Annotated in this window: 24 protein-coding genes; 10 read left to right on the top strand and 14 right to left on the bottom strand. The window is 64.4% G+C overall.

The window, feature by feature from the left end:
- From GVL12_RS21655 to GVL12_RS21640, 4 genes are all read left to right on the top strand, one after another.
- On the top strand, positions 1 to 275 hold a 275-nt coding region (locus GVL12_RS21655; protein ID WP_200843983.1), incomplete at its 5' end, for an electron transfer flavoprotein subunit alpha/FixB family protein.
- 152 nt (positions 276 to 427) lie between these two features.
- A complete protein-coding gene (locus GVL12_RS21650) occupies positions 428 to 1,555 on the top strand; it encodes an ABC transporter substrate-binding protein (protein ID WP_200843982.1) in 1,128 nt (375 codons plus the stop codon).
- Between the two features lie 35 nt (positions 1,556 to 1,590).
- Positions 1,591 to 3,411, top strand: coding sequence for an acyl-CoA dehydrogenase (locus GVL12_RS21645; protein ID WP_159917637.1), 1,821 nt, complete (start codon positions 1,591 to 1,593; stop codon positions 3,409 to 3,411).
- Between the two features lie 19 nt (positions 3,412 to 3,430).
- A complete protein-coding gene (locus GVL12_RS21640; RefSeq protein ID WP_159917636.1) occupies positions 3,431 to 4,387 on the top strand; it encodes a nitronate monooxygenase family protein in 957 nt (318 codons plus the stop codon).
- A 7-nt stretch (positions 4,388 to 4,394) separates the two neighbouring features.
- On the opposite strand, the gene GVL12_RS21635 is transcribed toward GVL12_RS21640, so the two are convergent.
- On the bottom strand, positions 4,395 to 4,997 hold the full coding sequence (locus GVL12_RS21635) for a GbsR/MarR family transcriptional regulator (RefSeq protein ID WP_159917635.1): 603 nt from the start codon (positions 4,995 to 4,997) through the stop codon (positions 4,395 to 4,397).
- A gap of 216 nt (positions 4,998 to 5,213) precedes the next feature.
- Here GVL12_RS21635 and GVL12_RS21630 point away from each other — a divergent pair, with 216 nt between their 5' ends.
- The gene (locus tag GVL12_RS21630; protein ID WP_159917634.1) at positions 5,214 to 6,359 is read left to right on the top strand and encodes an acyltransferase; all 1,146 of its coding nucleotides are present in this window, start codon (positions 5,214 to 5,216) and stop codon (positions 6,357 to 6,359) included.
- Positions 6,360 to 6,611: 252 nt separating this feature from the next.
- Here the strand turns inward: GVL12_RS21630 and rnk are convergent, their stop codons facing one another.
- The 6 genes from rnk to GVL12_RS21600 form a co-directional block, all read right to left on the bottom strand.
- Positions 6,612 to 7,025, bottom strand: coding sequence for a nucleoside diphosphate kinase regulator (rnk, locus tag GVL12_RS21625; protein WP_159917633.1), 414 nt, complete (start codon positions 7,023 to 7,025; stop codon positions 6,612 to 6,614).
- 247 nt (positions 7,026 to 7,272) lie between these two features.
- Entirely contained in the window at positions 7,273 to 8,142 is an 870-nt protein-coding gene (fghA, locus tag GVL12_RS21620) for an S-formylglutathione hydrolase (RefSeq protein ID WP_159917632.1), read from the bottom strand.
- Between the two features lie 366 nt (positions 8,143 to 8,508).
- Complete coding sequence (locus GVL12_RS21615; RefSeq protein WP_159917631.1) at positions 8,509 to 9,471, bottom strand: D-2-hydroxyacid dehydrogenase; 963 nt, start codon at positions 9,469 to 9,471, stop codon at positions 8,509 to 8,511.
- A gap of 83 nt (positions 9,472 to 9,554) precedes the next feature.
- Complete coding sequence (locus GVL12_RS21610; RefSeq protein ID WP_159917630.1) at positions 9,555 to 10,160, bottom strand: glutathione S-transferase family protein; 606 nt, start codon at positions 10,158 to 10,160, stop codon at positions 9,555 to 9,557.
- 141 nt (positions 10,161 to 10,301) lie between these two features.
- Positions 10,302 to 11,285 (bottom strand): tripartite tricarboxylate transporter substrate binding protein, encoded by a 984-nt coding sequence (locus GVL12_RS21605; RefSeq protein WP_159917629.1) that lies wholly within the window; start codon positions 11,283 to 11,285, stop codon positions 10,302 to 10,304.
- Positions 11,286 to 11,300: 15 nt separating this feature from the next.
- Positions 11,301 to 12,185, bottom strand: a complete 885-nt coding sequence (locus GVL12_RS21600; RefSeq protein ID WP_159917628.1) for a TauD/TfdA family dioxygenase — start codon at positions 12,183 to 12,185, stop codon at positions 11,301 to 11,303.
- 127 nt (positions 12,186 to 12,312) lie between these two features.
- Between GVL12_RS21600 and GVL12_RS21595 the strand changes: the two genes are divergently transcribed.
- Entirely contained in the window at positions 12,313 to 13,053 is a 741-nt protein-coding gene (locus GVL12_RS21595; RefSeq protein WP_235033944.1) for an IclR family transcriptional regulator C-terminal domain-containing protein, read from the top strand.
- Positions 13,054 to 13,192: 139 nt separating this feature from the next.
- Here the strand turns inward: GVL12_RS21595 and GVL12_RS21590 are convergent, their stop codons facing one another.
- The 7 genes from GVL12_RS21590 to GVL12_RS21560 all read right to left on the bottom strand — a co-directional run bounded on the left by GVL12_RS21590 (position 13,193) and on the right by GVL12_RS21560 (position 19,161).
- Positions 13,193 to 14,503: a citrate synthase gene (locus GVL12_RS21590; RefSeq protein ID WP_159917626.1), complete on the bottom strand. Its 1,311-nt coding sequence runs from the start codon at positions 14,501 to 14,503 to the stop codon at positions 13,193 to 13,195.
- Between the two features lie 24 nt (positions 14,504 to 14,527).
- Entirely contained in the window at positions 14,528 to 14,821 is a 294-nt protein-coding gene (locus GVL12_RS21585; RefSeq protein ID WP_200843981.1) for a succinate dehydrogenase assembly factor 2, read from the bottom strand.
- A gap of 5 nt (positions 14,822 to 14,826) precedes the next feature.
- A complete protein-coding gene (locus GVL12_RS21580; protein ID WP_159917624.1) occupies positions 14,827 to 15,528 on the bottom strand; it encodes a succinate dehydrogenase iron-sulfur subunit in 702 nt (233 codons plus the stop codon).
- 28 nt (positions 15,529 to 15,556) lie between these two features.
- Positions 15,557 to 17,362, bottom strand: coding sequence for a succinate dehydrogenase flavoprotein subunit (sdhA, locus tag GVL12_RS21575; RefSeq protein ID WP_159917623.1), 1,806 nt, complete (start codon positions 17,360 to 17,362; stop codon positions 15,557 to 15,559).
- A gap of 34 nt (positions 17,363 to 17,396) precedes the next feature.
- The gene (gene sdhD / locus GVL12_RS21570; RefSeq protein ID WP_159917622.1) at positions 17,397 to 17,762 is read right to left on the bottom strand and encodes a succinate dehydrogenase, hydrophobic membrane anchor protein; all 366 of its coding nucleotides are present in this window, start codon (positions 17,760 to 17,762) and stop codon (positions 17,397 to 17,399) included.
- 35 nt (positions 17,763 to 17,797) lie between these two features.
- Entirely contained in the window at positions 17,798 to 18,232 is a 435-nt protein-coding gene (gene sdhC, locus GVL12_RS21565) for a succinate dehydrogenase, cytochrome b556 subunit (protein WP_159917621.1), read from the bottom strand.
- Between the two features lie 149 nt (positions 18,233 to 18,381).
- Positions 18,382 to 19,161, bottom strand: coding sequence for a GntR family transcriptional regulator (locus GVL12_RS21560; protein WP_159917620.1), 780 nt, complete (start codon positions 19,159 to 19,161; stop codon positions 18,382 to 18,384).
- Positions 19,162 to 19,373: 212 nt separating this feature from the next.
- On the opposite strand from GVL12_RS21560, the gene GVL12_RS21555 reads away from it, so the two are divergent.
- The 4 genes from GVL12_RS21555 to GVL12_RS21540 are packed head-to-tail and all read left to right on the top strand — an operon-like array spanning position 19,374 to position 22,801.
- On the top strand, positions 19,374 to 20,360 hold the full coding sequence (locus tag GVL12_RS21555) for a malate dehydrogenase (protein ID WP_159917619.1): 987 nt from the start codon (positions 19,374 to 19,376) through the stop codon (positions 20,358 to 20,360).
- A gap of 18 nt (positions 20,361 to 20,378) precedes the next feature.
- Positions 20,379 to 21,155, top strand: a complete 777-nt coding sequence (gene tam, locus GVL12_RS21550) for a trans-aconitate 2-methyltransferase (protein WP_159917618.1) — start codon at positions 20,379 to 20,381, stop codon at positions 21,153 to 21,155.
- The gene (locus GVL12_RS21545) at positions 21,152 to 22,192 is read left to right on the top strand and encodes a CoA ester lyase (RefSeq protein WP_159917617.1); all 1,041 of its coding nucleotides are present in this window, start codon (positions 21,152 to 21,154) and stop codon (positions 22,190 to 22,192) included. Before tam ends, GVL12_RS21545 begins: the two co-directional genes overlap by 4 nt.
- A gap of 27 nt (positions 22,193 to 22,219) precedes the next feature.
- A complete protein-coding gene (locus tag GVL12_RS21540; RefSeq protein WP_159917616.1) occupies positions 22,220 to 22,801 on the top strand; it encodes a hypothetical protein in 582 nt (193 codons plus the stop codon).
- Positions 22,802 to 22,851 lie beyond the last annotated feature (50 nt).

Below are 22,851 nucleotides of genomic sequence, written 5' to 3'. Positions count from 1 at the left end.
AGCTGGGCGCGGCCATTGGCGCCTCGCGCGCCGCTGTGGACGCAGGCTACGCCGCCAACGATCTGCAGGTCGGCCAGACCGGCAAGATCGTTGCGCCCCAGCTGTATATCGCGGCCGGCATCTCGGGTGCGATCCAGCATCTGGCCGGCATGAAGGACTCCAAGGTGATCGTCGCGATCAACAAGGACCCCGAAGCGCCTATCTTCAGCGTGGCCGACTACGGCCTCGAGGCCGATCTGTTCACGGCCGTGCCCGAGCTGGTCAAGGCGCTGTAAGCACAGCGCCAGAAAGAGGGACTTGCCCCCGCGGGCCTGTCTCTTTGGGTCTGTCGGCTGGCGTACGGGTGCCGGGACAGGCCCCCCCTCATATAAAAATACTGCGGCGCGCCAGGCGTGCTTCAGAGGGAGACAAGCGCATGGAATCGAACATGGCACCCTGGTCTCGGGCGGCAGTTGCGCTGGCCTGTGCGCTGGTCTGCGTGGGCGTTCAAGCCCAGTGGGTGGTCGGGCAGGTCGTACCGTTGTCCGGCAAGGGCGGCCCTCAGGGGCGGGCCTATGCGCAAGGCATGCGGCTGCATTTCGAGCAGGTCAACAAGGCCGGCGGTATCCTGGGTCAGCCGGTGCAGCTGGTGGTCATGGACGACGGCGGCCATGCCGAAGATACGGTGGCCCGCACGCGTGAGCTGCTCGCCAGGTCCAACCCCGTCGTGCTCGCCGGCTACATGGGCAACGGCAATCTTGCGGGGCTGCTCGGCAGCGGCGTGCTCGAGAAGGAGCGCATCAGCCTCGTCGGCTATCAGGGCAACGACACGCAGGTGGCGCACGCTGCGGCGATCTTCAGCACCCGCGCGAGCCTGCAAGATGAGATGGCCAAGATCGCCAGCCATCTGGCCATCGTCGGCATCACCCGGCTGGCGCTGGTGATCGAGGAGCGTGCCGACATAGAGGCCGTGACCCAACTGGTGCAGCAGGCCGTGACGCCGGCCAACGCCAAGCTCGTGGCCCAGGTCACGCTCAAGAGCGGGCGCAGCACCGCGACCCAGGCCGTCGAGCAGTTAAGCAAAACCAAGCCCGGGCCCCAGGCCATCCTGCTGGTCGCTTCGAGCCCGGCGACCGCGGCTTTTGTCGAAGCCTATCGCATGGATTCGGGAACGGCGCAGATCTATGCGAATTCCGACTCGGACATCGAGCAGTTGGCCACGCGACTGCCGCCGGAGTTGATGAGCGGCCTGTCGATCGCGCAGGTGGTGCCCAGCCCCTACCGGGTTTCCATGCGCCTGAACAAGGAGTTCCGCGACGCGCTGAACTCCCATCCCAAGGCCGCGGAAATGCCCGTGAGCTACGCGATGATGGAAGGCTACGTCAACGCCAAGGTGGTTGCCGAAGCGCTGCGCCGGGCCCAGTCCGTGAACCGCGAAAAAGTCACCGCCAGCCTGCGCCATTTCAATGCCCACGACCTGGGCGGCTACTGGGTGACGTTCAAGCCCGAGTCGCAGTTCGGTTCACGTTTTGTCGATCTCTCCATTGTCAGCGCGTCGGGACGCATCAGCCAGTAAGCACCCTGGCGCCCCGGCCCTCGAAAGGAAATTCCATGAGCTACGTAGCACCTCTTCAAGACATGTTGTTCAACATGGAGCATCTGGCCGGAATCGACCAGGTCGCGCAACTGCCCGGCTTTGAGGAAGCCGGCCTCGACACCGCGCAGGCGGTGCTCGAGGAATGCGCGAAGTTCGCGCAGGGCGTGGTCGCGCCGCTCAACCGTCCGGGCGACATCGCACCGTCGAGCTGGAAGGACGGCGTGGTCATGACCAGCGAAGGCTTCAAGCAGGCGTTTCGCCAGTACGCCGAAGGCGGCTGGCAGGGCTTGCAGCATCCGCTAGACTTCGGCGGCCAGGGCCTGCCCAAGACGATTGGCGCGGCCTGCGTCGAAATGCTCAACGCGGCGAATCTGAGCTTTGCGCTGTGCCCGCTGCTGACCGATGGCGCGATCGAAGCGCTGCTCACGGCCGGCAGCGATGAACTCAAGGCCAGCTATCTCGAAAAACTCGTGACCGGTGAATGGACCGGCACCATGAACCTGACCGAGCCCCAGGCCGGCTCCGACCTGGCGCTGGTGCGCACCCGTGCCGAACCCCAGGGCGACAACAGCTACAAGGTCTTCGGCACCAAGATCTTCATCACCTATGGCGAGCACGACATGGCCGAGAACATCGTCCATCTGGTGCTCGCACGCGTGCAGGGCGCGCCCGAAGGCGTCAAGGGCATCAGCCTGTTCGTCGTGCCCAAGTTCCTCGTGAACCAGGACGGCAGCCTGGGCGCGCGCAACGATGTGCAATGCGTGTCCATCGAGCACAAGATGGGCATCAAGGCTTCGCCCACGGCCGTGCTGCAGTTCGGCGACGGCACTCAGGGCAGCGTGGCCGACAGCACGGGCGCGGGCGCCGTGGGCTATCTGGTCGGCGAGGAAAACCGCGGCCTTGAATACATGTTCATCATGATGAATGCCGCGCGCTACGCGGTGGGCGTGCAGGGCATAGCGATTGCCGACCGCGCCTACCAGCAGGCCGCGGCGTTTGCCAAGGAGCGCGTGCAAAGCCGCCCGGTCGACGGCAGCGTCAAGGCCAGCGCGACCATCATCCACCACCCCGATGTGCGCCGCATGCTGATGGTGATGCGCGCCACGACCGAAGGCTGCCGCGCGATGGCGGCGACGGCTGCCGCGTCCTACGACCTGGCCCACCACCATCCCGACGCGGCGCAGCGCGCGCACCACGCGGCGCTCTACGAATTCATGGTGCCGCTGGTCAAGGGCTACAGCACCGAGATGGCCCAGGAAGTCACGGGCCTGGGCGTGCAGGTGCACGGCGGCATGGGCTTCATCGAGGAAACCGGCGCGGCCCAGCACTACCGCGACGCGAAGATCCTGACCATCTACGAAGGTACGACGGCCATCCAGGCCAACGACTTCGTGGGCCGCAAGACGGTGCGCGATGGCGGCCACACGGCGCGCACTTTCGCGGCGCAGATCGAGGAAACCGAGCAGCAGCTGCAGTCCTGCGGCACGCCGGCCGCGCAGTCGGTCGCGCGCCAGTTGCAGGCCGCGCGCCACGCATTTCTCGAAGTCGTCGACTATGTGCTGGAGAACGCCAGGCAGCAGCCGAATGCGGTCTACGCGGGCAGCGTGCCCTATCTGATGCTCGCGGGCAACCTGATGGCCGGCTGGCAACTGGGCCGCGCGCTGTGGGTTGCCGAGCAACTGTTGCCCACGGGACAGGACAACCGCTTCCTGCGCGCGAAGATTGCCACCGCGCAGTTCTACGCCGAGCACATCCTGGTCAAGGTCACTGCGCTGCGCGACAGCGTGGTGCAGGGCGCGGACAGCGTCATGGCGCTGGCCATCGAAGATTTCTGAGAAGAAACAGGAGACAAACATGTCGCAACTTCCCAAGGCACTGCAGGGGCTGTCCCTGCCGGTGATCGCTTCGCCGCTGTTCATCATCAGCAACCCGCAGATGGTGATCGCGCAGTGCAAGGCCGGCGTCGTCGGCTCCATGCCCGCGCTCAATGCGCGGCCTGCGGCCCAGCTCGAAGACTGGCTGGCCGAAATCACCGAGACCCTGGCCGCGCATGACCGCGCGCATCCGGATCAACCGGCCGCGCCGTTCGCGATCAACCAGATCGTGCACAAGAGCAATGACCGGCTCGAGCACGACATGGAAGTCTGCGCGCGCTATCGGGTGCCCATCGTGATCACTTCGCTGGGCGCGCGCGAAGACGTCAACCAGGCGGTGCACAGCTGGGGCGGCGTGGTGCTGCACGACATCATCAACAACAAGTTCGCGCACAAGGCCGTGGAAAAGGGCGCCGACGGCCTGGTGGCCGTGGCCGCGGGCGCGGGCGGCCATGCGGGTGGCAAGAGCCCGTTCGCGCTGGTCCAGGAAATCCGCCAGTGGTTCGACGGGCCGCTGGCGCTGTCGGGCGCGATCGCCTCGGGCGGGGCCGTGCTCGCGGCCCAGGCCATGGGCGCCGACTTCGGCTACATCGGCTCGGCGTTCATCGCCACCCATGAAGCGCGGGCCAGCGAGGAATACAAGCAGGCCATCGTCAATGGAAACTCGGACGACATTGTCTACAGCAACCTGTTCACCGGCGTGCACGGCAACTACCTCGCGCCGTCGATACGCGCGGCCGGCCTGGACCCGGAGAATCTGCCCGAGTCCGACCCCAGCAAGATGAACTTCGGTGGCGCATCGACCAAGGCCTGGAAGGACATCTGGGGCTGCGGCCAGGGCATTGGCACGATTTCCGCGGTGACCAGCGTGGCCGAGCGCGTGGCCCAGCTGCGCAGCGAATACCAGGCGGCCCGAACACGCCTGGCGCTGGGCTAAGTGCGGTTCAGGGCTTGGTCGGTGGCAAGCGGTCCTGGGCGGCGCGGCTGTTGCCGCCTTTGCCTGTCAATCTATCCTTGAGTTCGAGCACGCGCGTCACGGCCGCGCCCATGCCCATCAACTGCTTGGCGGTGTCGGGCGACAGGCGCTGGATCTCGTCGAACCAGGTCATCAGCCGGTCTATGAGCTCGTGCATGTCGCGCATGCGCTCCTGCGCATAGCGCTCGTCGTCGCTCGCGGGTTCTTCGAGCAGCGCGGCGCGCAGCATGGACTGCGTGGGCTCGATTTCGCGGCGCCGGCGCTCCTCCGCCAGCAGCCGGAAAATCTCCCAGACGTCCTGCGGCGCGTCAAAGTACTCGCGGCGATCGCCAGGGTGGTGACGCAGGTGCACCAGCCGCCAGGACTGCAATTCCTTGAGCCCCATGCTCACATTCGAGCGCGAGAAAGCCAGGGCTTCGGCAATCTGGTCGGCATTGAGCGCCACGGGCGAGAGAAACAGCAGCGCGTAGATCTGGCCCACGGTGCGGTTGATGCCCCAGCGACTGCCCATCTCGCCAAAGTGCGAAATGAATTGGCGGTTGAGTTCAGGAAGAGGAGTGCTTTGCGTCATGAAGGCATTGTCCCTTTGTTGAATGGCTTTTCAGTACCTACTGGAACTTCGAAACATCTGAGTAGGGTCATTGAGTGCGCGTCCTGCGCCGGTGTCAGCGGCGGCGGCAGGAAAGGCGCAAAATACCGGGCGCATGCCCTGGGCTTTGGCCCATTCAGCCATGCAGTCGTTGCCCGCGTTGTAGGTTGGCACCGTTTCGCGATCCAAATTTTTTCTATGTCTTCCACGTTACCTGCCTCGCGCAATGCGGTCATCGACTGCACCAAGGGCCTGGCCTGCATTGCCATTGTCTGGCATCACCTGGCCTTCTACGGTCCCATGGCCGATGTGGTGCAGCCGCTGCTGCCCGGCCTGATCGAATGGCTGGACCAGGACGCGCGCATGGCCGTGCAGCTGTTCCTGGTGCTTGCCGGCTACCTGGCCGCGGCCAGCCTCGCGCCCGCGGGCCTGGCGCGCCACAGCGAGGTGCTGCCGCAGATCGCGCGGCGCTTCGTGCGCCTGGTCGTGCCGCTGGCCGTGGCCCTGGTGCTCGCGGTGCTGGTGTCTACGCTGGTGCGGCCGTGGTTCGACCATGCCTCGCTCTCGGCCGCGCCCACCTTGCTCCAGCTGCTCGCGCATGCGCTGCTGCTGCAGGGCATCGTTGGCGAGGAGTCGCTGTCGGCCGGCGTCTGGTATGTCTCCATCGACTTCCAGTTGTTTGCGTTGACCGCGCTGCTGTTCGCCATGAGCCGCTGGTTCAAAGCCGAGCCAGGTTCAACGCCCAGCGCCCGGCCCACGCCGGGCCAGGTGGTGGTCGTGCTGCTGGCCGCTGCCTCGCTCTGGGGCTTCAACCGCGATGCCGATTTCGACAACTGGGCCGTCTACTTCTTTGGTGCCTACGGCCTGGGCATGATGGCCTTCTGGGCAGTGCGCGCGCCCCGTCCCTGGGCCTGGAGCGCGCTGATGGCGCTGCTGCTGGGCGTGGCTTTGTGGCTCGAGTGGCGCACCCGCATCGCGCTGGCCGGCGCCGCGGCGCTGGCACTGGTCGCCGTGATGCGCAGCTCCAGGCTCTACGGCCTGCAGGGCCCGGCCTGGCGCGGCCCGGCGCGCCTGCAGCAGCTGGGCCGGATGTCGTATTCGGTGTTCCTGGTGCACTTTCCCGTGTGCCTGCTGGTCAATGCCGTGGTGACCTGGTTCTGGCCGGATTCGCCGGCCGTCAATCTGGCGGGGCTGTGGGCGGCTTTTGCGCTGTCGCTGGCCATGGGCCAGTTGCTGTACCAGCGCGTGGAGCGCCATATGCCCAGCTGGCAGGATGCGCTGCGCTGGCAGGCCAGCCTGGTGGGTACGGGAATGTTGATGGCGTGGATTACGGCCCGGAATTAAATAGCCCCCACGCTTGCCCACTTCGTGTGGCTGCGCTGCCCCCCGAGGGGGCCGTGTTTTGCCTTGGGGCGGCCCGGCGGCAAAACCAAGCCCCCACGCTTGCCCACTTCGTGTGGCTGCGCTGCCCCCCGAGGGGGCCGCGTTTTGCCTTGGGGCGGCCCGGCGGCAAAACCCAAGCCCCCACGCTTGCCCACTTCGTGTGGCTCTCGCTGGGGGGGGAGCCCCCCAGATGCGTTTTGCCTTGGCGGGGCTTTAGCGGTGCAGTTCGCCCGCGCTTTCGGGTTGGTAGAGGATGCCGGTCACGCGCACGGTCATGGACTTGCCACCCGGGCCGGGCCAGGCGAGTTCGTCGCCCACGGACAGGCCCAGCAGCGCGCTGCCCACGGGCGCGAAGATCGACACGCGGTCGGCGCTGCCATCGATGTCGCGTGGATAGACCAGGGTCAGGCGGAAGTCCTGGCGCGTCTCGAGAATCTCGAACTGCACGGTGGAATTCATCGTCACCACGTTGGGCGGCATCTGCGCCGGCTCGACCACATCGGCGCGGTCGAGTTCGGCCTCGAGATCGGCCTTGCCCGGAAACACCGACGCGGGAATGGCCGCCAGCAAGGCTTCGATGCGATCGAGATCGAGGGACGAAAGAATGATCTGCGGTTTGCGCGACATGGGGGTACCTTGCTGAAGACTAACGCCCCACTGTAGGGGAGCGCGGATATCGCACTGTTTTGGTGCGATACCCGCAGTGCAGCTTTCGCTGGGCTGAGCTTAGGCGCAGCACTGGAAGCCGGCACGGCCCAGGTCAGGGGCACCGAGCAAGGGCCGCCCCGCAGCGATGGTGCCGTCCCTGGCCGGGCGCCCCCCTCCACCGAAGGTTGAGAGGGGGAAGCCGGGGCGGCCCAAGCCGCGTAGCGGCTCAGGGGGTGCTTTTCAGTTGCGCAGCGTGGTGGCGCAAGTGGTCGTCGATAAAGGTCTGGATGAAATAGTAGCCATGGTCGTATCCCGGCTGGCGGCGCAGCGTCAGGGGCTGGCCGGCCTGGGCGCAGGCGGCTTCGAAGGCTTCGGGCAGCAGCTGCTTTTCAATCAGGAACTTGTCGGCCAGGCCCTGGTCGACGAGGATGCCCGCGGGGTAGGGCGCCGAAGTCCGGGCGGCCATCAGCGCGCTGGCATCGTGCGCGGCCCAGGTCGACTCGTCTTCGCCCAGATAACCGGTGAACGCCTTGCGGCCCCAGGCGCATTGCGTGGGGTTGGCGATGGGCGCGAACGCCGACACGCTCCTGAACCGGCCCGGGTGACGCAAGGCCAGCGTCAGCGCGCCATGGCCGCCCATCGAGTGGCCGAAGATGCCCACGCGCTCCATGTCGATAGGCAGCTTGCGGCCCAGCAACGGCAGCAGTTCCTCGACCAGATAGCTTTCCATGCGCCAGTGCAGACCCCAGGGGCGGGTCGTGGCGTCGAGGTAAAAGCCCGCGCCCACGCCGAAGTCCCAGCTCTCGGCTTCACCGGGCAGATTGGCGCCGCGCGGGCTGGTGTCGGGCGCGATCAGCGCCAGGCCCAGTTCCGCGGCCAGGCGCTGGGCGCCGGCCTTGGTCATGAAGGTTTCCTCGGTGCAGGTCAGGCCCGCCAGATAGACCAGGGCCGGCACCTTCTCGCCGGCGACGGACTTGGGCGGCAGATAGACCGAGAACTTCATAGCCAGGCCGATTTCATTCGAAGCGTGGCGATAAAAGCGCTGGGCGCCACCAAAGGCGGCGTGGGCGCTGAGCAATTCCAGGGCATCGGTCATGCGGTGTTTCCTCAAAAATGGCGCTGCCCATGCGGGGTTGCACGGGCAGTCGGGGGCGAAGTATCGAATGCGGTTCGGGCTGGGCTTTTGCCGTTCGGGCTGAGTCGGTCGAAGCCTTGCTTTTCTCGAGATCGAAATACCAGGGGATCAGGCCGTCGATAGGGCGCTTGTCTTCCGGGTGCCAGTTTACGTCCATGTGGGCGCGTCGCAGCCAGCCCCTCATTGCTGCGGCGCGGCGCGTTTGCCCAGTCCCTGCATGGAAACTGCCAACAGCACGCCCACCACCAGGGCAGCCGCGCCAAAAGGGGTCGCACGCGTTTGGATGCCTATCAGCCACGCGCCAATGAAGGGCGGCAGCCACCGCCGCTATGTTTTCGGTTGCACCGTGTTGACGGGCTCGCCTGCGACGAACGCCTCGATGCTGGCGATGAGCTGGTCCGCGAGGCCTTGCATGGCCTCCTGGGAGGCCCAGGCCACGTGGGGCATCAGGATGAAGTTGGGCATTTCCAGCAGTTCCATGAAGGGGTGCTGGGCAGGTGGCGGCTCGGCGCTAACCACGTCGAACCCCGCGCCTGCAATCTGGCCGCTGCGCAGTGCCCTGGCCAGTGCTTCTTCATCGACCAGGCCGCCACGCGCCGTATTGATGACGAGGGGCTTGCGCTGCATCGCTGCGAGCTCTGTGGCCCCGATCATGTGGCGTGTCTGTGGGGTCAACGGGCAGTGCAGGGTAATGATGTCGGCGCGTGCCAGCACCTCCTCAAACGGGGTGTACAGATTTCCCATGTTGCTGCGCCCCTTGAATGCCGCGAACAACACTTTCATGCCGAGCGCACGTCCCATCGTTGCCACGGCATTTCCCAGCGCACCGTCGCCGATGATGCCCAGCGTCGAGCCTGCAAGGTCCCGGATGGGATGGTCGAAGTAGCAGAACTGCCCGCACTCCTGCCACCTGCCGGCCTTGACCGACTCCCGGTAGGCGCAGATGCTGCGACGCAGTGCAAAAATCAGTGCGAAGGTGTGCTCCGGCACCGTGTTGCCGGCGTAATTGCGTATGTTGCTGACCGTGATGCCACGCTGCGCGCATGCCGCGAGGTCGATGTTGTCCGTCCCCGTGGCCGCCACGGCCACGAGCTTGAGCCTGCACGCGTGCTGCAACACTTCGGCGCTGAGCTTGACCTTGTTCGTGATGACGATGTCCGCGTCGGCAATCCGCTGCGCGACTTCATCCGCTGAGGTGTTGGCATGGCAGACGAGCTCATGCGCGAAGGAGGGGGGGCGCAGCGTGGTCTCGGGGGATAGTGTGGCGCGGTCAAGAAATGCAATCTTCATGTCGGTCCTGGCGATGGTCTGCGCCGTGGGAGGCCACGGCAGAACGTGAATCCATGGGCTGGCGGGGGCGTTGCCGGCAGGCGTCAGGCCATGGCGCGCTGTACCGCAGGCCGCGCGAGCATGCGCTGATGGTGCGCCTGCATTCTCGGAAATTGCGCGATGTCCACGCCGTCGTTCTTGAGCCAGGTGGCGACGGTGAACAGATACGCATCGCTGACCGTGAACTGCTCTCCGAGCACCCAGCAGTCCTGCAGATAATGCGTCTCCAGGTAGGCAAAGCAGTCGCTCATGTTGGCGCTGACCTTGCGCTGCATCGCCGCGATGGCCTCGGGATCGTCGGCCCAGCGGCTGGCGCGCAGGCGGTGCGCATGGGCCACATGCACGGTCGAGGCCAGGTAGCTGTTGAGCTCCTGCATGCGCGCAAGGCCGAACGGCGTCACCGGTGCGAGCTGCGCCCGGGGACATGTTTGCGCCACATAGGCCAGCAACGCCGGGGTTTCGGTGAGCACGCCCTCGGGCGTCACCAGCGCGGGCACGCGCCCCTTGGGGTTGATGGCGAGGTAGTCGGACGAGCGCTGCTGTGCGCTCGCAAAGTCCACCCGCTCGAGCCTATAGGGCAACTGGGCTTCTTCCAGCGCGATGCGCACGGCGAGGGCGCAACTGCCCGGGGTGTAGTAGAGAGTGGTCATGGTGGCAGCGAAGCAGGAATAGCCGCGCTTGGTCGAGGCAGGAAAGGCGAGGATCGCATCTGCATGCGGCTTCAAGGTGTGCCAGGGCTGTGCTGGACTGCGCCTGGGGCGGACCGCGCAGGCGATCCACCCGCAGACTGGCTAGTCGATTTTCACGCCCGTCATGTCGACGAGATTCTTCCATTTCTGGATCTCGGCGCGCTGGTACTTCTTCATCTCTTCGGCCGATCCCGAACCAAGCTCCAGCCCGACCTGGTGGGCCAGGCGTTGCATATCCGGTGTGCGAAGGATTTCGTTGGCTGCCGCATTGACTTTGTGGATCACGTCGGCGGGCGTGTTCTTCGGCGCGAACAGCGCATACCAGACCACGAGTTCATACGCGTTGAGCCCATATTCCCCGGTCGCCGGAATGTCCGGGGCAAACGAGGCCCGCTGGTTCGCGGTGACCGCGATGCCGTTGAGCTTGCCGGCCTGAACCTGGGCAAGAGAAGGTCCCACGTTCTCGAAAGCGTACTGGATACGGCCGCTGATGAGGTCAGTCATCATCGTGCTCACATCCTTGTAGATGACAGTCTCGATCTGGATGCCGGCCATCTTCTTCAGCAGTTCCACCCACACGCGTGCAGTGGTGTTGCTGGCGCCGAAGTTGATGACCCCTGGCTGGGCTTTGGCCTGCGCAATGAGTTCCTTGAGATCCTTGGCCTGGGCTTGCTTGCTGCCCACCAGGATCATCGGCAGCTTGCCCATCAGCGCGACGGCTTCGAAGTCACGATCCGGGTCATAGGGAAGCTTGCTGTAGAGGCTTGCATTGGCTGCCATGGGTCCATTGGTGCCCATCAGGAATGTATAGCCGTCCGCAGCGCTGCGCGCCACGACCGAAGACCCGAGGCCTCCGCCGGCACCCGGTCGGTTCTCGACCGCGACGGGCTGCCCCAGCTTTTCTGTGAGTCCCTTGGCAATTGCCCGGGCCACCATGTCCGTGCCGGAGCCCGCCCCAAACGGGACCACGATGCTGATGGGTTTCTCGGGATAGGCCGCCTGGGCGCTGATTGCGAAGAGGCTCAGGCACAGGCCGGCCGCGAAGATCGCCAGTGTATTTTTGGATGCTGAAAATATGTTGCGCATGGGGGACTCCTTTGCTTAGTGGGGCACGGTCGGGCCAATGTCCTGTACGGTCGCACGCCGCATGGATCGACGGTATTTCTCATCGAACGTCGTGCCCCGGTGCATGGTGCTGCGGTTGTCCCAGATGACAAGATCGCCCGTGCGCCAGCGGTGGCGATAGACATGCTGGGGTTGCGTTGCCAGGCGCATCAGGTGATCGAGGAGATCCTTGCTGTCGTCGTCGCTCATTCCCACGATGGAACGGATGTGGGATGCGAGATACAAGGACCGCCGATTGCTGTGCGAATGTGTGCGCACCAGTACCTGCTGAACGGGGGGCTGTATCTCGCGCCACTCGGAGGGAATGCCCGCGAGGTCGAAGCCCGTGAGACTGCGTGAATAGAAGTAGTCATGCACGGCGATCAGCTCTCCGATCCTTGACTGCAGGGCCGGGTCGAGTGCATCCCAGGCAGAGCGCATGTCCGCGAACTCGGTGGCACCACCCACCGGCGTCACTTCCTGGGCGGAGAGCAGTGAAGCGCTTGCCGGGGTTTTCTTGAAGGAGCTGTCCGTGTGCCACAGCTGATTGCTCAAATTGATCAGCCGCCGGATGTCACCCGCTTCCAGGAGCTGGCCTGATTCATCCAGATTGGAGATGTCTGAAAGCTGGGCGTGATCCAGCCGACGTGGTCGCTTGGCGTTGTAGATGGATGCCCCGACCGATGTCTCCAGGGGCCCGAATATCTGGGCGAGTTCGAGTTGCCGTGCTTCATCCAGAGGCTGGCCGGGGATGACAAGCACGGCATACTTCTCCAAAGCGCCTCTCAGGCCGTCAGCCGTCGCTGGGGTCAACGGTGCGCAAAGATCAATGCCGGCGATCTCTGCCACGAAGTCGTTGTTAACCGGGGTGATTTCAAGCATCCAAGGCTCCTGGGAATGATGATGGTGTTTTTCGTTAGTCGAAATAAATTTCGCTCATCGAATTTTAATAATAGGACATGAAAGCATGATGGACATAAAGGGTTTACCCAAGGGAAGCGACTTGTTCGTGGAAGCTTTTGCGCGCGGCATTGCCGTGATACGCGCCTTTGGTCCTGGTCACCGTGAGCTGACCCTGTCCGAAGTGGCCGAGCGATCCGGCGTCACGCCTGCGGGTGCGCGGCGCCTGCTGCACACGTTAGTGGCATTGGGGTATGCGCGTGTCGATGGCCGGATGTTTTCACTGACGCCGGCGGTACTGGATGTGGGCTATTCCTATCTCAGCTCCCTGTCGCTGCGCGAAGTCGCGATGCCTTTTCTGGACGCCTTCGCGCGTGATACCGGCGAAGTCTGCACGGTATCCCTCCTGGACAGAACCGACGTGGTCTATGTCGCGCGCACAGAGATACGCAGTCCCATATCGCGCCGCCTGGCCGCAGGTGAGCGGCTGCCCGCGCATGCCACATCAAGCGGGCATGTGCTGCTGGGATGCCTTCCCGCAGCAGAACTCGCGGACTATCTGAGGCTTGCGCCATTCGAGCGCCTGACCCAATGGACGCTGACCGACGCCGATCCATTGGCGCAGGCCATTGCACAGGCGAGCGCACAAGGGTATGCGATGGCCAGCGAGCAACTGGAGCTCGGCGTCTGCGGCCTGGCAGTTCCGGTGAAAGACAGATCTGGTGAAACGGTGGCCGCATTGACCACCAGCTTGAGCCTTGCCAAGCACCAGGCCAGTGCCATCGTGTCGACCTTTCTGCCGAGGTTGCAGGACCTGGCCCAGCAGATCGGGCGTGGCATCGCGGATTGAACGTTCTGCGCGTCTGGCGCTTCACGCCGGGGATGCTGGCTTGGCGCTTCTTCTGCCGCAGCGGGCCAGACGCAAAAAAGCCCGCAGGGCCAAAGGCATCTGCGGGCTGATTTCTGCAAGCGGCCTGAGCCGCTGGCAATCAACGCTGGCCGATAGGCTTGACGGTGCGGTGTGCCGAGCCGGTGAACAGCTGGCGGGGACGGCCGATCTTGTACTCGGGGTCGGCCATTTGTTCGTTCAGCTGGGCGATCCAGCCGACGGTGCGGGCCAGGGCGAACACGCCGGTGAAGATGTTCACGGGAATGCCCATGGCGCGCTGCACGATGCCGGAGTAGAAGTCGACGTTCGGGTAGAGCTTGCGCTGCACGAAGTAGTCGTCTTCCAGGGCGATCTTCTCGACGGCCTTGGCCAGCGCGAACAGCGGGTCGTTTTCCAGGCCCAGTTCGGCCAGCACTTCATTGCAGGTTTCCTGCATCAGCGTGGCGCGGGGGTCGTAGTTCTTGTAGACGCGGTGGCCAAAGCCCATGAGCTTGACGCCCGACGACTTGTCCTTGACCTGTTCCATGAACTCGCCGACCTTGGCGATGCCGCCGTTGGCCTGGATTTGTTCCAGCATGTTCAGGCAGGCTTCGTTGGCGCCGCCGTGGGCAGGGCCCCAGAGGCAGGCCACGCCGGCCGAGATCGCGGCGAAGGGGTTGGTGCCCGACGAACCGCACAGGCGCACGGTCGAAGTCGAAGCGTTCTGTTCGTGGTCTGCGTGCAGGATGAAGATGCGGTCCAGAGCGCGTTCGAGCACGGGGTTGACCTGGTACTCTTCGCAGGGGTTGCCGAACATCATGCGCAAGAAGTTGCCGGAGTACGACAGGTCATTCTTGGGGTACATGTAGGGCTGGCCCGTGCCGTACTTGTAGGCCATGGACACCAGGGTGGGCATCTTGGCGATCAGGCGGATGGCAGCGATTTCGCGGTGCTCGGGATTGTTGATGTCCGTGCTGTCGTGGTAGAAGGCCGACATGCCGCCGACCAGGCCCGTCAGGACGGCCATGGGGTGGGCATCGCGGCGGAAGCCACGCAGGAAGAACTGCATCTGCTCGTTGACCATGGTGTGCTTGGTCACGCGTTCGACGAAATCGGATTTTTCGGTTTCGTTGGGCAGTTCGCCGTACAGCAGCAGGTAACAGGTTTCGAGGTAGTCGCAGTTCTTCGCGAGTTGCTCGATGGGGTAGCCGCGGTACAGCAGCTCGCCCTTGTCGCCATCGATGTAGGTGATGGCGGACTGGCAGGCTGCCGTAGAGAGGAAGCCGGGGTCATACGTAAACATGCCGGTCTGGCCGTACAACTTGCGAATATCAATCACGTCAGGGCCAATATTGCCCTGGTACACGGGCAATTCAACGCTGGGGCTGCCATTCGTGAACGACAGTGTTGCTTTGTTATCGGCGAGTTTCATTTCCAACTTCCTTCTCTAGTTTGCCTAGCCTACATGTGAAAGTGATCCGGGCTGGCGCTTGCGCACCAGTTCCAGCACTTCTTTGATTTCTTCTGTGTCGAGTGCGCCTTCCGGCTCCTTGCGATGCAAGAACAGGTCCAGAAGGTCGTTGTCTGCCAAGTCCATCAAGGCAGACAGGCCAGCTGCGTGTCTGTGCGTCAGCTGGTCTCCGTAGGTGGCGAAGAACTGCCCGATGAAGATGTCGTTCTCGACCAGGCCCCGGCGGCTGCGCCACTGAAGCAGGTTGCGTTCGCGTTCGTCGAGCAGGGTGTTCGTCATGTGCATCAGATGGCGCGGCGCACCATCAGTTCCTTGATCTTGCCGATGGCCTTCGTGGGGTTCAGGTGCTTGGGGCACACGTCCACGCAGTTCATGATGGTGTGGCAGCGGAACAACCGGTACGGATCTTCCAGGTTGTCCAGGCGCGCGCCCGTGGCTTCGTCGCGGCTGTCGGCGATGAAGCGGTAGGCCTGCAGCAGGCCTGCGGGACCGACGAACTTGTCGGGGTTCCACCAGAACGAGGGGCAGCTGGTCGAGCAGCTCGCGCACAGAATGCACTCGTACAGGCCGTTGAGCTCTTCACGCTCTTCGGGCGACTGCAGGCGCTCCTTCTCGGGCGTGATGGTCTCGGTGATCAGGTACGGCTTGATCGAGTGGTACTGCTTGAAGAACTGCGTCATGTCCACGATCAGATCGCGGATGACCGGCAGGCCGGGCAGGGGCTTGAGAACGATGGTGCCGGGCAAGGTGTTCATGTTGGTCAGGCAGGCCAGACCGTTCTTGCCGTTGATGTTCATCGCATCCGAGCCGCAGACGCCTTCGCGGCACGAGCGGCGGAACGAGATCGAAGGATCCTGTTCCTTGAGTTTGACCAGGGCGTCGAGCAGCATGCGCTCGTGGCCGTCGAGCTCGACCTCCACGGTTTGCATGTAGGGCTTGGCGTCCTTGTCCGGATCGTAGCGGTAGATTTGGAATTTGCGCTTCATGGTTTTTTCTCGTCGGGCTGCGGGGCGATCAGAACGTGCGGACCTTGGGAGGCACGCTGTCCACCGTCAGGGGCTTGAGGTTCACGGGCTTGTAGCTGAGCTGGTTGCCCGCGCTGTGCCACAAGGTGTGCTTGAGCCATTCCTTGTCGTTGCGACCCAGCGGGAATTCGGCGTGGTCGGCGTCGTGCTCGTAGTCGTACACGGTGTGGGCGCCACGGCACTCGGTGCGGGCGGCGGCCGAAGTCATGGTGGCCTGGGCGACTTCGATCAGGTTGTCGACTTCCAGCGCTTCCATGCGCGCCGTGTTCCAGACCATGGACTTGTCCTTGAGGGTCACGGCAGCCACGGTGTCGCGGATGGCGTTGATCTTCACGACGCCTTCGTCCATGCTCTTTTGCGTGCGGAACACGCCCGCATGCTGCTGCATGGTGGTGCGGATGTTGCCGGCCACGTCCTGGGCGTAGGTGCCTTCGGCCGAGTCCTGCAGCTGGTTCAGGCGCGCCAGGGTGCGGTCGGCGCCGTCGGCGGGCATGGGCTGGTGCTCGACACCGGTGCGAACGAAGTCGACGATGTGGCGGCCGGCGGCCTTGCCGAAGACCAGCAGGTCGAGCAGCGAGTTGGTGCCCAGGCGGTTGGCGCCGTGCACCGACACGCAGGAGCATTCGCCCACGGCGTACAGGCCATTGACGACCTGGTTGGACTGGCCGTCGTGCACCACGACCTGGCCGTTGATGTTGGTGGGAATACCACCCATCTGGTAGTGAATGGTCGGCACCACGGGAATGTCTTCCTTGGTGATGTCGACGTTGGCGAAGTTCACGCCGATTTCGTAGACCGAAGGCAGGCGCTTGTGGATGGTGTCCGCGCCCAGGTGGCTGAGCTTGAGCATCACGTAGTCCTTGTTCGGACCACAGCCGCGACCTTCCTTGATTTCCTGGTCCATCGAGCGCGACACGAAGTCACGCGGTGCCAGATCCTTGAGCGTGGGCGCATAGCGCTCCATGAAGCGCTCGCCTTCGCTGTTGAGCAAGATCGCGCCTTCGCCGCGGCAGCCTTCGGTCAGCAGTACGCCCGCGCCGGCCACGCCCGTGGGGTGGAATTGCCAGAATTCCATGTCCTGCAGCGGAATGCCGGCGCGTGCCGCCATCCCTAAGCCGTCGCCGGTGTTGATGAAGGCATTGGTCGAAGCCGCGAAGATGCGGCCCGCGCCGCCGGTGGCCAGCAGCACGGCCTTGGCCTGCAGTTCGTACAGGTCGCCGGTCTCGAGTTCGAGGGCCGTGACACCGACGACGTCGCCGGCTTCGTTGCGGATCAGGTCCAGCGCCATCCACTCGACGAAGAAGTTGGTCTTGGCCTTGACGTTCTGCTGGTACAGCGTGTGCAGCATGGCGTGACCGGTACGGTCGGCCGCGGCGCAGGCGCGCTGCACGGGCTTTTCGCCGTAGTTGGCGGTGTGGCCGCCGAACGGACGCTGGTAGATGGTGCCATCGGGGTTGCGGTCGAACGGCATGCCGAAGTGTTCGAGCTCGTAGACCACCTTGGGGGCTTCACGGCACATGAACTCGATCGCATCCTGGTCGCCGAGCCAGTCGGAGCCCTTGATGGTGTCGTAGAAGTGATAGTGCCAGTTGTCTTCGGACATGTTGCCCAGCGAAGCCGACACGCCACCCTGGGCGGCCACGGTGTGCGAGCGCGTGGGGAAGACCTTGGACAGCGAGGCCACATTCAGGCCGGCGCGCGACAGTTCCAGCGCGGCACGCATGCCGGAGCCGCCAGCGCCGACGATGACGACGTCAAACTTGCGCTTGGTGATTTTTGCTTTGGTATAGCTCATTCTTAACCTTCAATCGTGGAGATCGTTTGCTCGATCACAGGCGCCACAGCACCTGGAAACCCCAGGCCGCGCAGGCCACCAGCCAGACCAGGGTCAGAACCTGCAGCACGAAACGGACGAACACCGGCTGGACATAGTCCATCCAGACGTCGCGCATGCCGACCCAGACGTGCCAGGCGAGCGCAATGATCACGGCGAAAGTCAGGCCCTTCATCCACTGGGCGGCGAAAATGCCGGCCCACAGGTCGTAGCCGATCGCGCCCTTGGAGAAGATCACCTGGGCCAGCAGGACGATGGTGAAGAGGGCCATGATGGCCGCGGTGCCGCGCTGGACGAGCCAGTCGCGCAGACCGTAGTGGGCACCGACGACGGTGCGCTTGGAGCCGTAATTCACGGACATGGGAATTCCTTCTTGTTCAGGGTGCGGGGAGCGGATCAGTACAGGCCGAACAGCTTGGCGCCCAGGACCACGGCCAGGGCGATGCTGATCACCAGCGTGGTGATGGCCGACGACTTGCCGAATTCCTTGGTCACGGCGGAATGGCTCAGGTCCATCCAGATGTGGCGCAGGCCGGCGACGAAGTGGTGCAGGTAGGCCCAGATCAGCGCCAGGACCGTCAGTTTCAGGAACCAGCCGGGCACGAAGCCCACGCCCGCGCGGAACGCGGCCGTGAACGCGTCGAACGAAATCTCCGACGTCAACGACTTGTCGAGCATCCACACGATGAACGGCAGCAGCACGAACATGATCACGCCGCTGATGCGGTGCAGGATCGAGACCCAGGCAGCCGCAGGCATGCGGTAGGTGGGGAGGTCTTTGAGTGCGTTGATGTTGCGGAACTCGGGCCGCTTTTTGGCTAACTCTGTCATTGATGTGCTTTCGTGGGTGGTAACTGCTTCGTAATCGGGCAATGCGATCGCCGCAAAATTCTATTGCAATGCAGCAGCAAAGGCCCGCTTGCTGCCGCTATTTCTCCAATTGCGTTGGTTTGCTGCCGCTTGGCTCATGAATCACCGGACTAATTCAGGGCATTGCGGTAGTGGTGGGTGTCGGTGCGGTACAGCCCGCGCCGTAACTCCATCGGAACATCGTTGTAAGTGTAGGCTACACGCTCGACGCTGAGCAATGGTGTAGAAGTACTTACATTGAGCAGTTCCGCCTGCTCGGCGTCGGGCAGCACGGCGCGGATTTTCTCGTCCGCGCGCACCATGCGCACGCCGTATTCGAGCTCGAACATCGCGTAGGTCGGGCCCTGGTAGGCGCCGATCTGCTCGGCGCTCAGGCCCTTGAAGGCCTGGCCGGGCAGCCAGATATCCTCGAGAATGGTCGGTGTGCCGACAAACGCCAGCACCCGGCGCACCTGCATCACCGCATCGCCGCTGCGCAGCGCGAGCAGGCGCGCGATCTCGGCGGATGCCCGCACGCGCTTGCACTCCATGATCTGGCGCTGGGCGCGGCCTTCCTCGCGCTGGTCGCCGGAGTCGGGCTGCAGCTTGAGAAAGCGGTACTGGACCTGCTGGGCGGCGTGGGTGGCGACGAAGGTGCCCTTGCCCTGGCGGCGCATCACGAGGTTTTCGGCGGCCAGCTCGTCAATGGCCTTGCGCACCGTGCCCTGGCTCACGCGAAAGCGCGCGGCAAGTTCCATTTCGCTGGGGATCAGCTCGCCGGGGCGCCACTCTCCAGCCTCCAGGCTCTGCAGGATCAGCCCCTTGATCTGCTGGTAAAGGGGGCTGAAAGCCGGGCCCGGCGCGGGTGGCGCCACGGGCGTGTCAGAGGTGGGGGAGGAAGAGGAAGACATGTTGTTTTGTGAATGGAAGGCGCCCGGCGACGCGTCGAGGCGCACATTGCACAGCGGGCCTATCATATCTTATATAAGACATAAGACAAATTGACTGGCGGGCAAAATCACGAGTACACTTGCAGGCTGTTTGCGGGGGCACAGGCTTGGCTGGACAACAGAGGCTGGTGCAAGATGCGCCCACCATTTTTTCTGTTTCTGGAGTTATCACTATGAGCAAAGCACCTGTTCGCGTCGCCGTCACTGGCGCTGCTGGTCAAATCGGTTACGCGCTGCTGTTTCGCATCGCTTCGGGCGAAATGCTGGGCAAGGATCAGCCCGTCATTCTGCAACTCCTGGAAATTCCTGACGAAAAGGCCCAGAACGCGCTCAAGGGCGTGATCATGGAACTCGAAGACTGCGCTTTCCCGCTGCTGGCCGGCATCGAAGCCCATTCCGACCCCCTGGAAGCCTTCAAGGGCACCGACTACGCTTTGCTGGTCGGCGCGCGTCCCCGCGGCCCCGGCATGGAACGTGCCGACCTGCTGGCCGCCAACGCCCAGATCTTCACGGCCCAGGGCAAGGCCCTGAATGCCGTCGCTTCGCGCAACGTCAAGGTGCTGGTCGTCGGCAACCCCGCCAACACCAACGCCTACATCGCGATGAAGTCGGCGCCCGACCTGCCGGCAAAGAACTTCACCGCCATGCTGCGCCTGGACCACAACCGTGCAGCTTCGCAGCTCGCGGCCAAGGCCGGTTTCAAGGTCGGCGACATCCGCAAGCTGACTGTCTGGGGCAACCATTCGCCCACGATGTACGCTGACTACCGTTTCGCCACGGTCGACGGCAAGTCGGTCAAGGAAATGATCAACGACCAGGAATGGAACGCCAACGTGTTCCTGCCCACGGTCGGCAAGCGCGGCGCGGCCATCATCGCCGCACGCGGCCTGTCGTCGGCGGCTTCGGCTGCCAACGCCGCCATCGACCACATGCGCGACTGGGCCCTGGGCTCGAACGGCGAATGGGTCACGATGGGCGTGCCTTCGAATGGCGAATATGGCATTCCTGCCGGCGTGGTCTTCGGTTTCCCCGTGACCACCGAAGGCGGCGAATACAAGATCGTCGAAGGCCTGGAAATCGATGCGTTCTCGCAAGAAGGCATCAACAAGACGCTGGCCGAGCTGCAAGGCGAGCAAGACGGCGTCAAGCACCTGCTGTAAAGAAAGCCGCGCAGCCCGATGGCCGACTGGAACCCCGCGCTCTACCTGCGTTTTGCGCAGGAGCGCACGCGCCCGGCCAGCGATCTGCTGGCCCGGGTCGATCATCCCGGTCCCGCCCATGTGGTGGACCTGGGGTGTGGTCCAGGCAACTCCACCGAGCTGCTGGCGCAACGTTTCCCCCAGGCGCAGATCCTGGGGGTGGACAATTCCGCAGCCATGCTGGCGCAAGCCCGCCAGCGCCTGCCCCAACTGGTCTTCGACCAGGCTGACATTGCCGATTGGGCGCCTTCGCAGGCGCCCGATCTGATTTATGCGAATGCCGCGCTCCAATGGGTGGGCGGGCACCAGCAACTGATTGCGCGTTTGTTCGCGGCCCTGGCTCCGGGCGGCGTGCTTGCCGTCCAGATGCCGGACAATTTCAACGAGCCTTCGCATCACCTGATGCGCGAGGTTGCCGCCTTGCCGCAGTTCGCGCCGCACATCGCCGCGAAGGTGGCCGCCGGCCGTGCCATTTTGGGCATCCATGACTACTACGACCTGCTCGCACCGCATGCCGCGCAGGTCGATGTCTGGCACACCATCTACCAGCATCCGATGACCGACGCCCAGGCCATCGTGCAGTGGCTGCGCAGCACCGGCCTCAAGTCGTTCGTCGATCCGCTGCCCGAAGCGCTGCAAGCCGCCTTTCTTGAAGAATACGAGCGCCGCGTGGCGCTGGCCTATTGCCTGCGTGCAGACGGCCAGCGCCTGCTGGCGTTTCCCCGCCTGTTCATTGTTGCGAAGCGCGCCCCATGAGCTCCTTGCCCGTCGATTCTTTCGCTGATTCTTGCGCCAAGACGCCAGCCCATCCGGCCGCGGTGCTGCTCGATGCGCAGGCCAGCGCCCAGCGCCTGCCGGTCTGCGACCATTACAGCGGCGTGGAATTGCGCATGCGCAAGAGCCTGGAGCTGCAGGCCGAGATGACCGCCGAGTTCGGCACCTGCGTGTTCGACGTGACGCTGGACTGCGAAGACGGCGCTCCGGTGGGTGACGAAGCCGCGCATGCGCGCCTGGTTGCGCAGCTGGCGCGCGAGTCCGATCCGCAGGCCCGCGTCGCGGCGCGCGTGCACGCGGTCGACCACCCCGCATTTGCCGAAGACATGGCAACCATCGTCGGCGAGGCCAGCCATCGCCTGGCCTACATCATGGTGCCCAAGGTCGAGACCGTCGATGACGTGCTGCTTGCCGAGAAGGCGCTGGAGCGCGCCTCGGGCGGCCATCTGCCGCTGCACGTGCTGATCGAGTCGCCAGCGGCCGTCTACCGCGCTTTCGAGATCGCCGCCCATCCGCGCGTGCAGAGCATCTCGTTCGGCCTGATGGACTTCGTCTCGGCCCACGGCGGCGCCATTCCCGGTTCGGCCATGGGCGTGCAAGGCCAGTTCGAGCACCCGCTGGTGGTGCGTGCCAAGCTGGAGATCGCCGCTGCCTGCCATGCCCACGGCAAGGTGCCATCGCACTGCGTGGTCACGGAATTCAAAGACCCTGATCGCATGCAGGCAGCAGCAATGCGCGCCGCGCGCGAGTTCGGCTATACACGGATGTGGAGTATCCATCCGGGCCAGATCCGTTCCATCCTGACGGCCTTTGCACCTGCGCAGCCCGAAATCGATCAGGCCGCGCAGATACTGCTGTCCGCCGCCGCCGTGCACTGGGCTCCGATCAGTGCCGATGGCGTGCTCCATGACCGCGCGAGCTACCGCTATTACTGGCAGTTGCTTGAGCGCGCGCACCAGACGGGGCGCAGCCTGCCTGCCAGCGTGCAGCCGTGGTTCGCTGCGCCCTCTTTTTCCTGACCCTTTTTAATGATCGCCGGAGCTCACATGAAATCCTTCATCGCCTCCTTCCTGCTCCTGGCTCCTGTACTGGCTCTGGCCGCAGGCGCCGCCCCCACTTCCAAGGCGGCCGCCAAGCCTGCAGCCCAGGCCAAGGCGGCTGCAAAGCCTGTGGCCAAGAAGGCCACCCAGGCCAAGGCCAAATCCAGGGCGCCCGTAGTGACCGCTGCCGCAGCCGGCGCCGCCGGCGTGGCCACGGTGGCCCTGGCGCTGACACCCGATGAGCTGGCCATTGCCGAGCGCGTGCACACCGGCCGCATTGCCTGTGAACTCGGCGCGCATGTCAACGTGAACCCGCATCAGCAGCATGCCGGGCACTTCCAGATCGATGGCAAGGGCTTCAAGTACCAGATGGTGCCCGTGGCCACGTCCACCGGCACGGTGCGACTCGAAGACAAGGCCGCCGGCGCGGTCTGGCTGCAGATCGCCAACAAGTCCATGCTCATGAACCAGAAGCTGGGCCAGCGCCTGGCCGACGAGTGCATGAGCCCCGAGCAGTTCCAGGTGGCGGAAGCCATCAAGAAAAACCCACCCCCGAGCGTGTTCGACCAGGCGACCGGCAGCAAGTAGTGGCCAATACCACCCTTGAGACATCGTTGCGTCGCCTTGCCGTGCTATTC

It is taken from the genome of Pantoea sp. 18069 (assembly GCF_902706035.1).
Classification (GTDB): Bacteria; Pseudomonadota; Gammaproteobacteria; order Burkholderiales; family Burkholderiaceae_C; genus Comamonas.
This window is presented reverse-complemented; position numbering and strand designations above follow the sequence as displayed.

Coding starts and splice junctions, on each gene's coding strand:
- GVL12_RS21650 (WP_200843982.1), top strand. CDS start 428: ATGGCACCCTGGTCTCGGGCGGCAGTTGCGCTGGCCTGTGCGCTGGTC.
- GVL12_RS21645 (WP_159917637.1), top strand. CDS start 1,591: ATGAGCTACGTAGCACCTCTTCAAGACATGTTGTTCAACATGGAGCAT.
- GVL12_RS21640 (WP_159917636.1), top strand. CDS start 3,431: ATGTCGCAACTTCCCAAGGCACTGCAGGGGCTGTCCCTGCCGGTGATC.
- GVL12_RS21635 (WP_159917635.1), bottom strand. CDS start 4,997: ATGACGCAAAGCACTCCTCTTCCTGAACTCAACCGCCAATTCATTTCG.
- GVL12_RS21630 (WP_159917634.1), top strand. CDS start 5,214: ATGTCTTCCACGTTACCTGCCTCGCGCAATGCGGTCATCGACTGCACC.
- rnk (WP_159917633.1), bottom strand. CDS start 7,025: ATGTCGCGCAAACCGCAGATCATTCTTTCGTCCCTCGATCTCGATCGC.
- fghA (WP_159917632.1), bottom strand. CDS start 8,142: ATGACCGATGCCCTGGAATTGCTCAGCGCCCACGCCGCCTTTGGTGGC.
- GVL12_RS21615 (WP_159917631.1), bottom strand. CDS start 9,471: ATGAAGATTGCATTTCTTGACCGCGCCACACTATCCCCCGAGACCACG.
- GVL12_RS21610 (WP_159917630.1), bottom strand. CDS start 10,160: ATGACCACTCTCTACTACACCCCGGGCAGTTGCGCCCTCGCCGTGCGC.
- GVL12_RS21605 (WP_159917629.1), bottom strand. CDS start 11,285: ATGCGCAACATATTTTCAGCATCCAAAAATACACTGGCGATCTTCGCG.
- GVL12_RS21600 (WP_159917628.1), bottom strand. CDS start 12,185: ATGCTTGAAATCACCCCGGTTAACAACGACTTCGTGGCAGAGATCGCC.
- GVL12_RS21590 (WP_159917626.1), bottom strand. CDS start 14,503: ATGAAACTCGCCGATAACAAAGCAACACTGTCGTTCACGAATGGCAGC.
- GVL12_RS21585 (WP_200843981.1), bottom strand. CDS start 14,821: ATGACGAACACCCTGCTCGACGAACGCGAACGCAACCTGCTTCAGTGG.
- GVL12_RS21580 (WP_159917624.1), bottom strand. CDS start 15,528: ATGAAGCGCAAATTCCAAATCTACCGCTACGATCCGGACAAGGACGCC.
- sdhA (WP_159917623.1), bottom strand. CDS start 17,362: ATGAGCTATACCAAAGCAAAAATCACCAAGCGCAAGTTTGACGTCGTC.
- sdhD (WP_159917622.1), bottom strand. CDS start 17,762: ATGTCCGTGAATTACGGCTCCAAGCGCACCGTCGTCGGTGCCCACTAC.
- sdhC (WP_159917621.1), bottom strand. CDS start 18,232: ATGACAGAGTTAGCCAAAAAGCGGCCCGAGTTCCGCAACATCAACGCA.
- GVL12_RS21560 (WP_159917620.1), bottom strand. CDS start 19,161: ATGTCTTCCTCTTCCTCCCCCACCTCTGACACGCCCGTGGCGCCACCC.
- GVL12_RS21555 (WP_159917619.1), top strand. CDS start 19,374: ATGAGCAAAGCACCTGTTCGCGTCGCCGTCACTGGCGCTGCTGGTCAA.
- tam (WP_159917618.1), top strand. CDS start 20,379: ATGGCCGACTGGAACCCCGCGCTCTACCTGCGTTTTGCGCAGGAGCGC.
- GVL12_RS21545 (WP_159917617.1), top strand. CDS start 21,152: ATGAGCTCCTTGCCCGTCGATTCTTTCGCTGATTCTTGCGCCAAGACG.
- GVL12_RS21540 (WP_159917616.1), top strand. CDS start 22,220: ATGAAATCCTTCATCGCCTCCTTCCTGCTCCTGGCTCCTGTACTGGCT.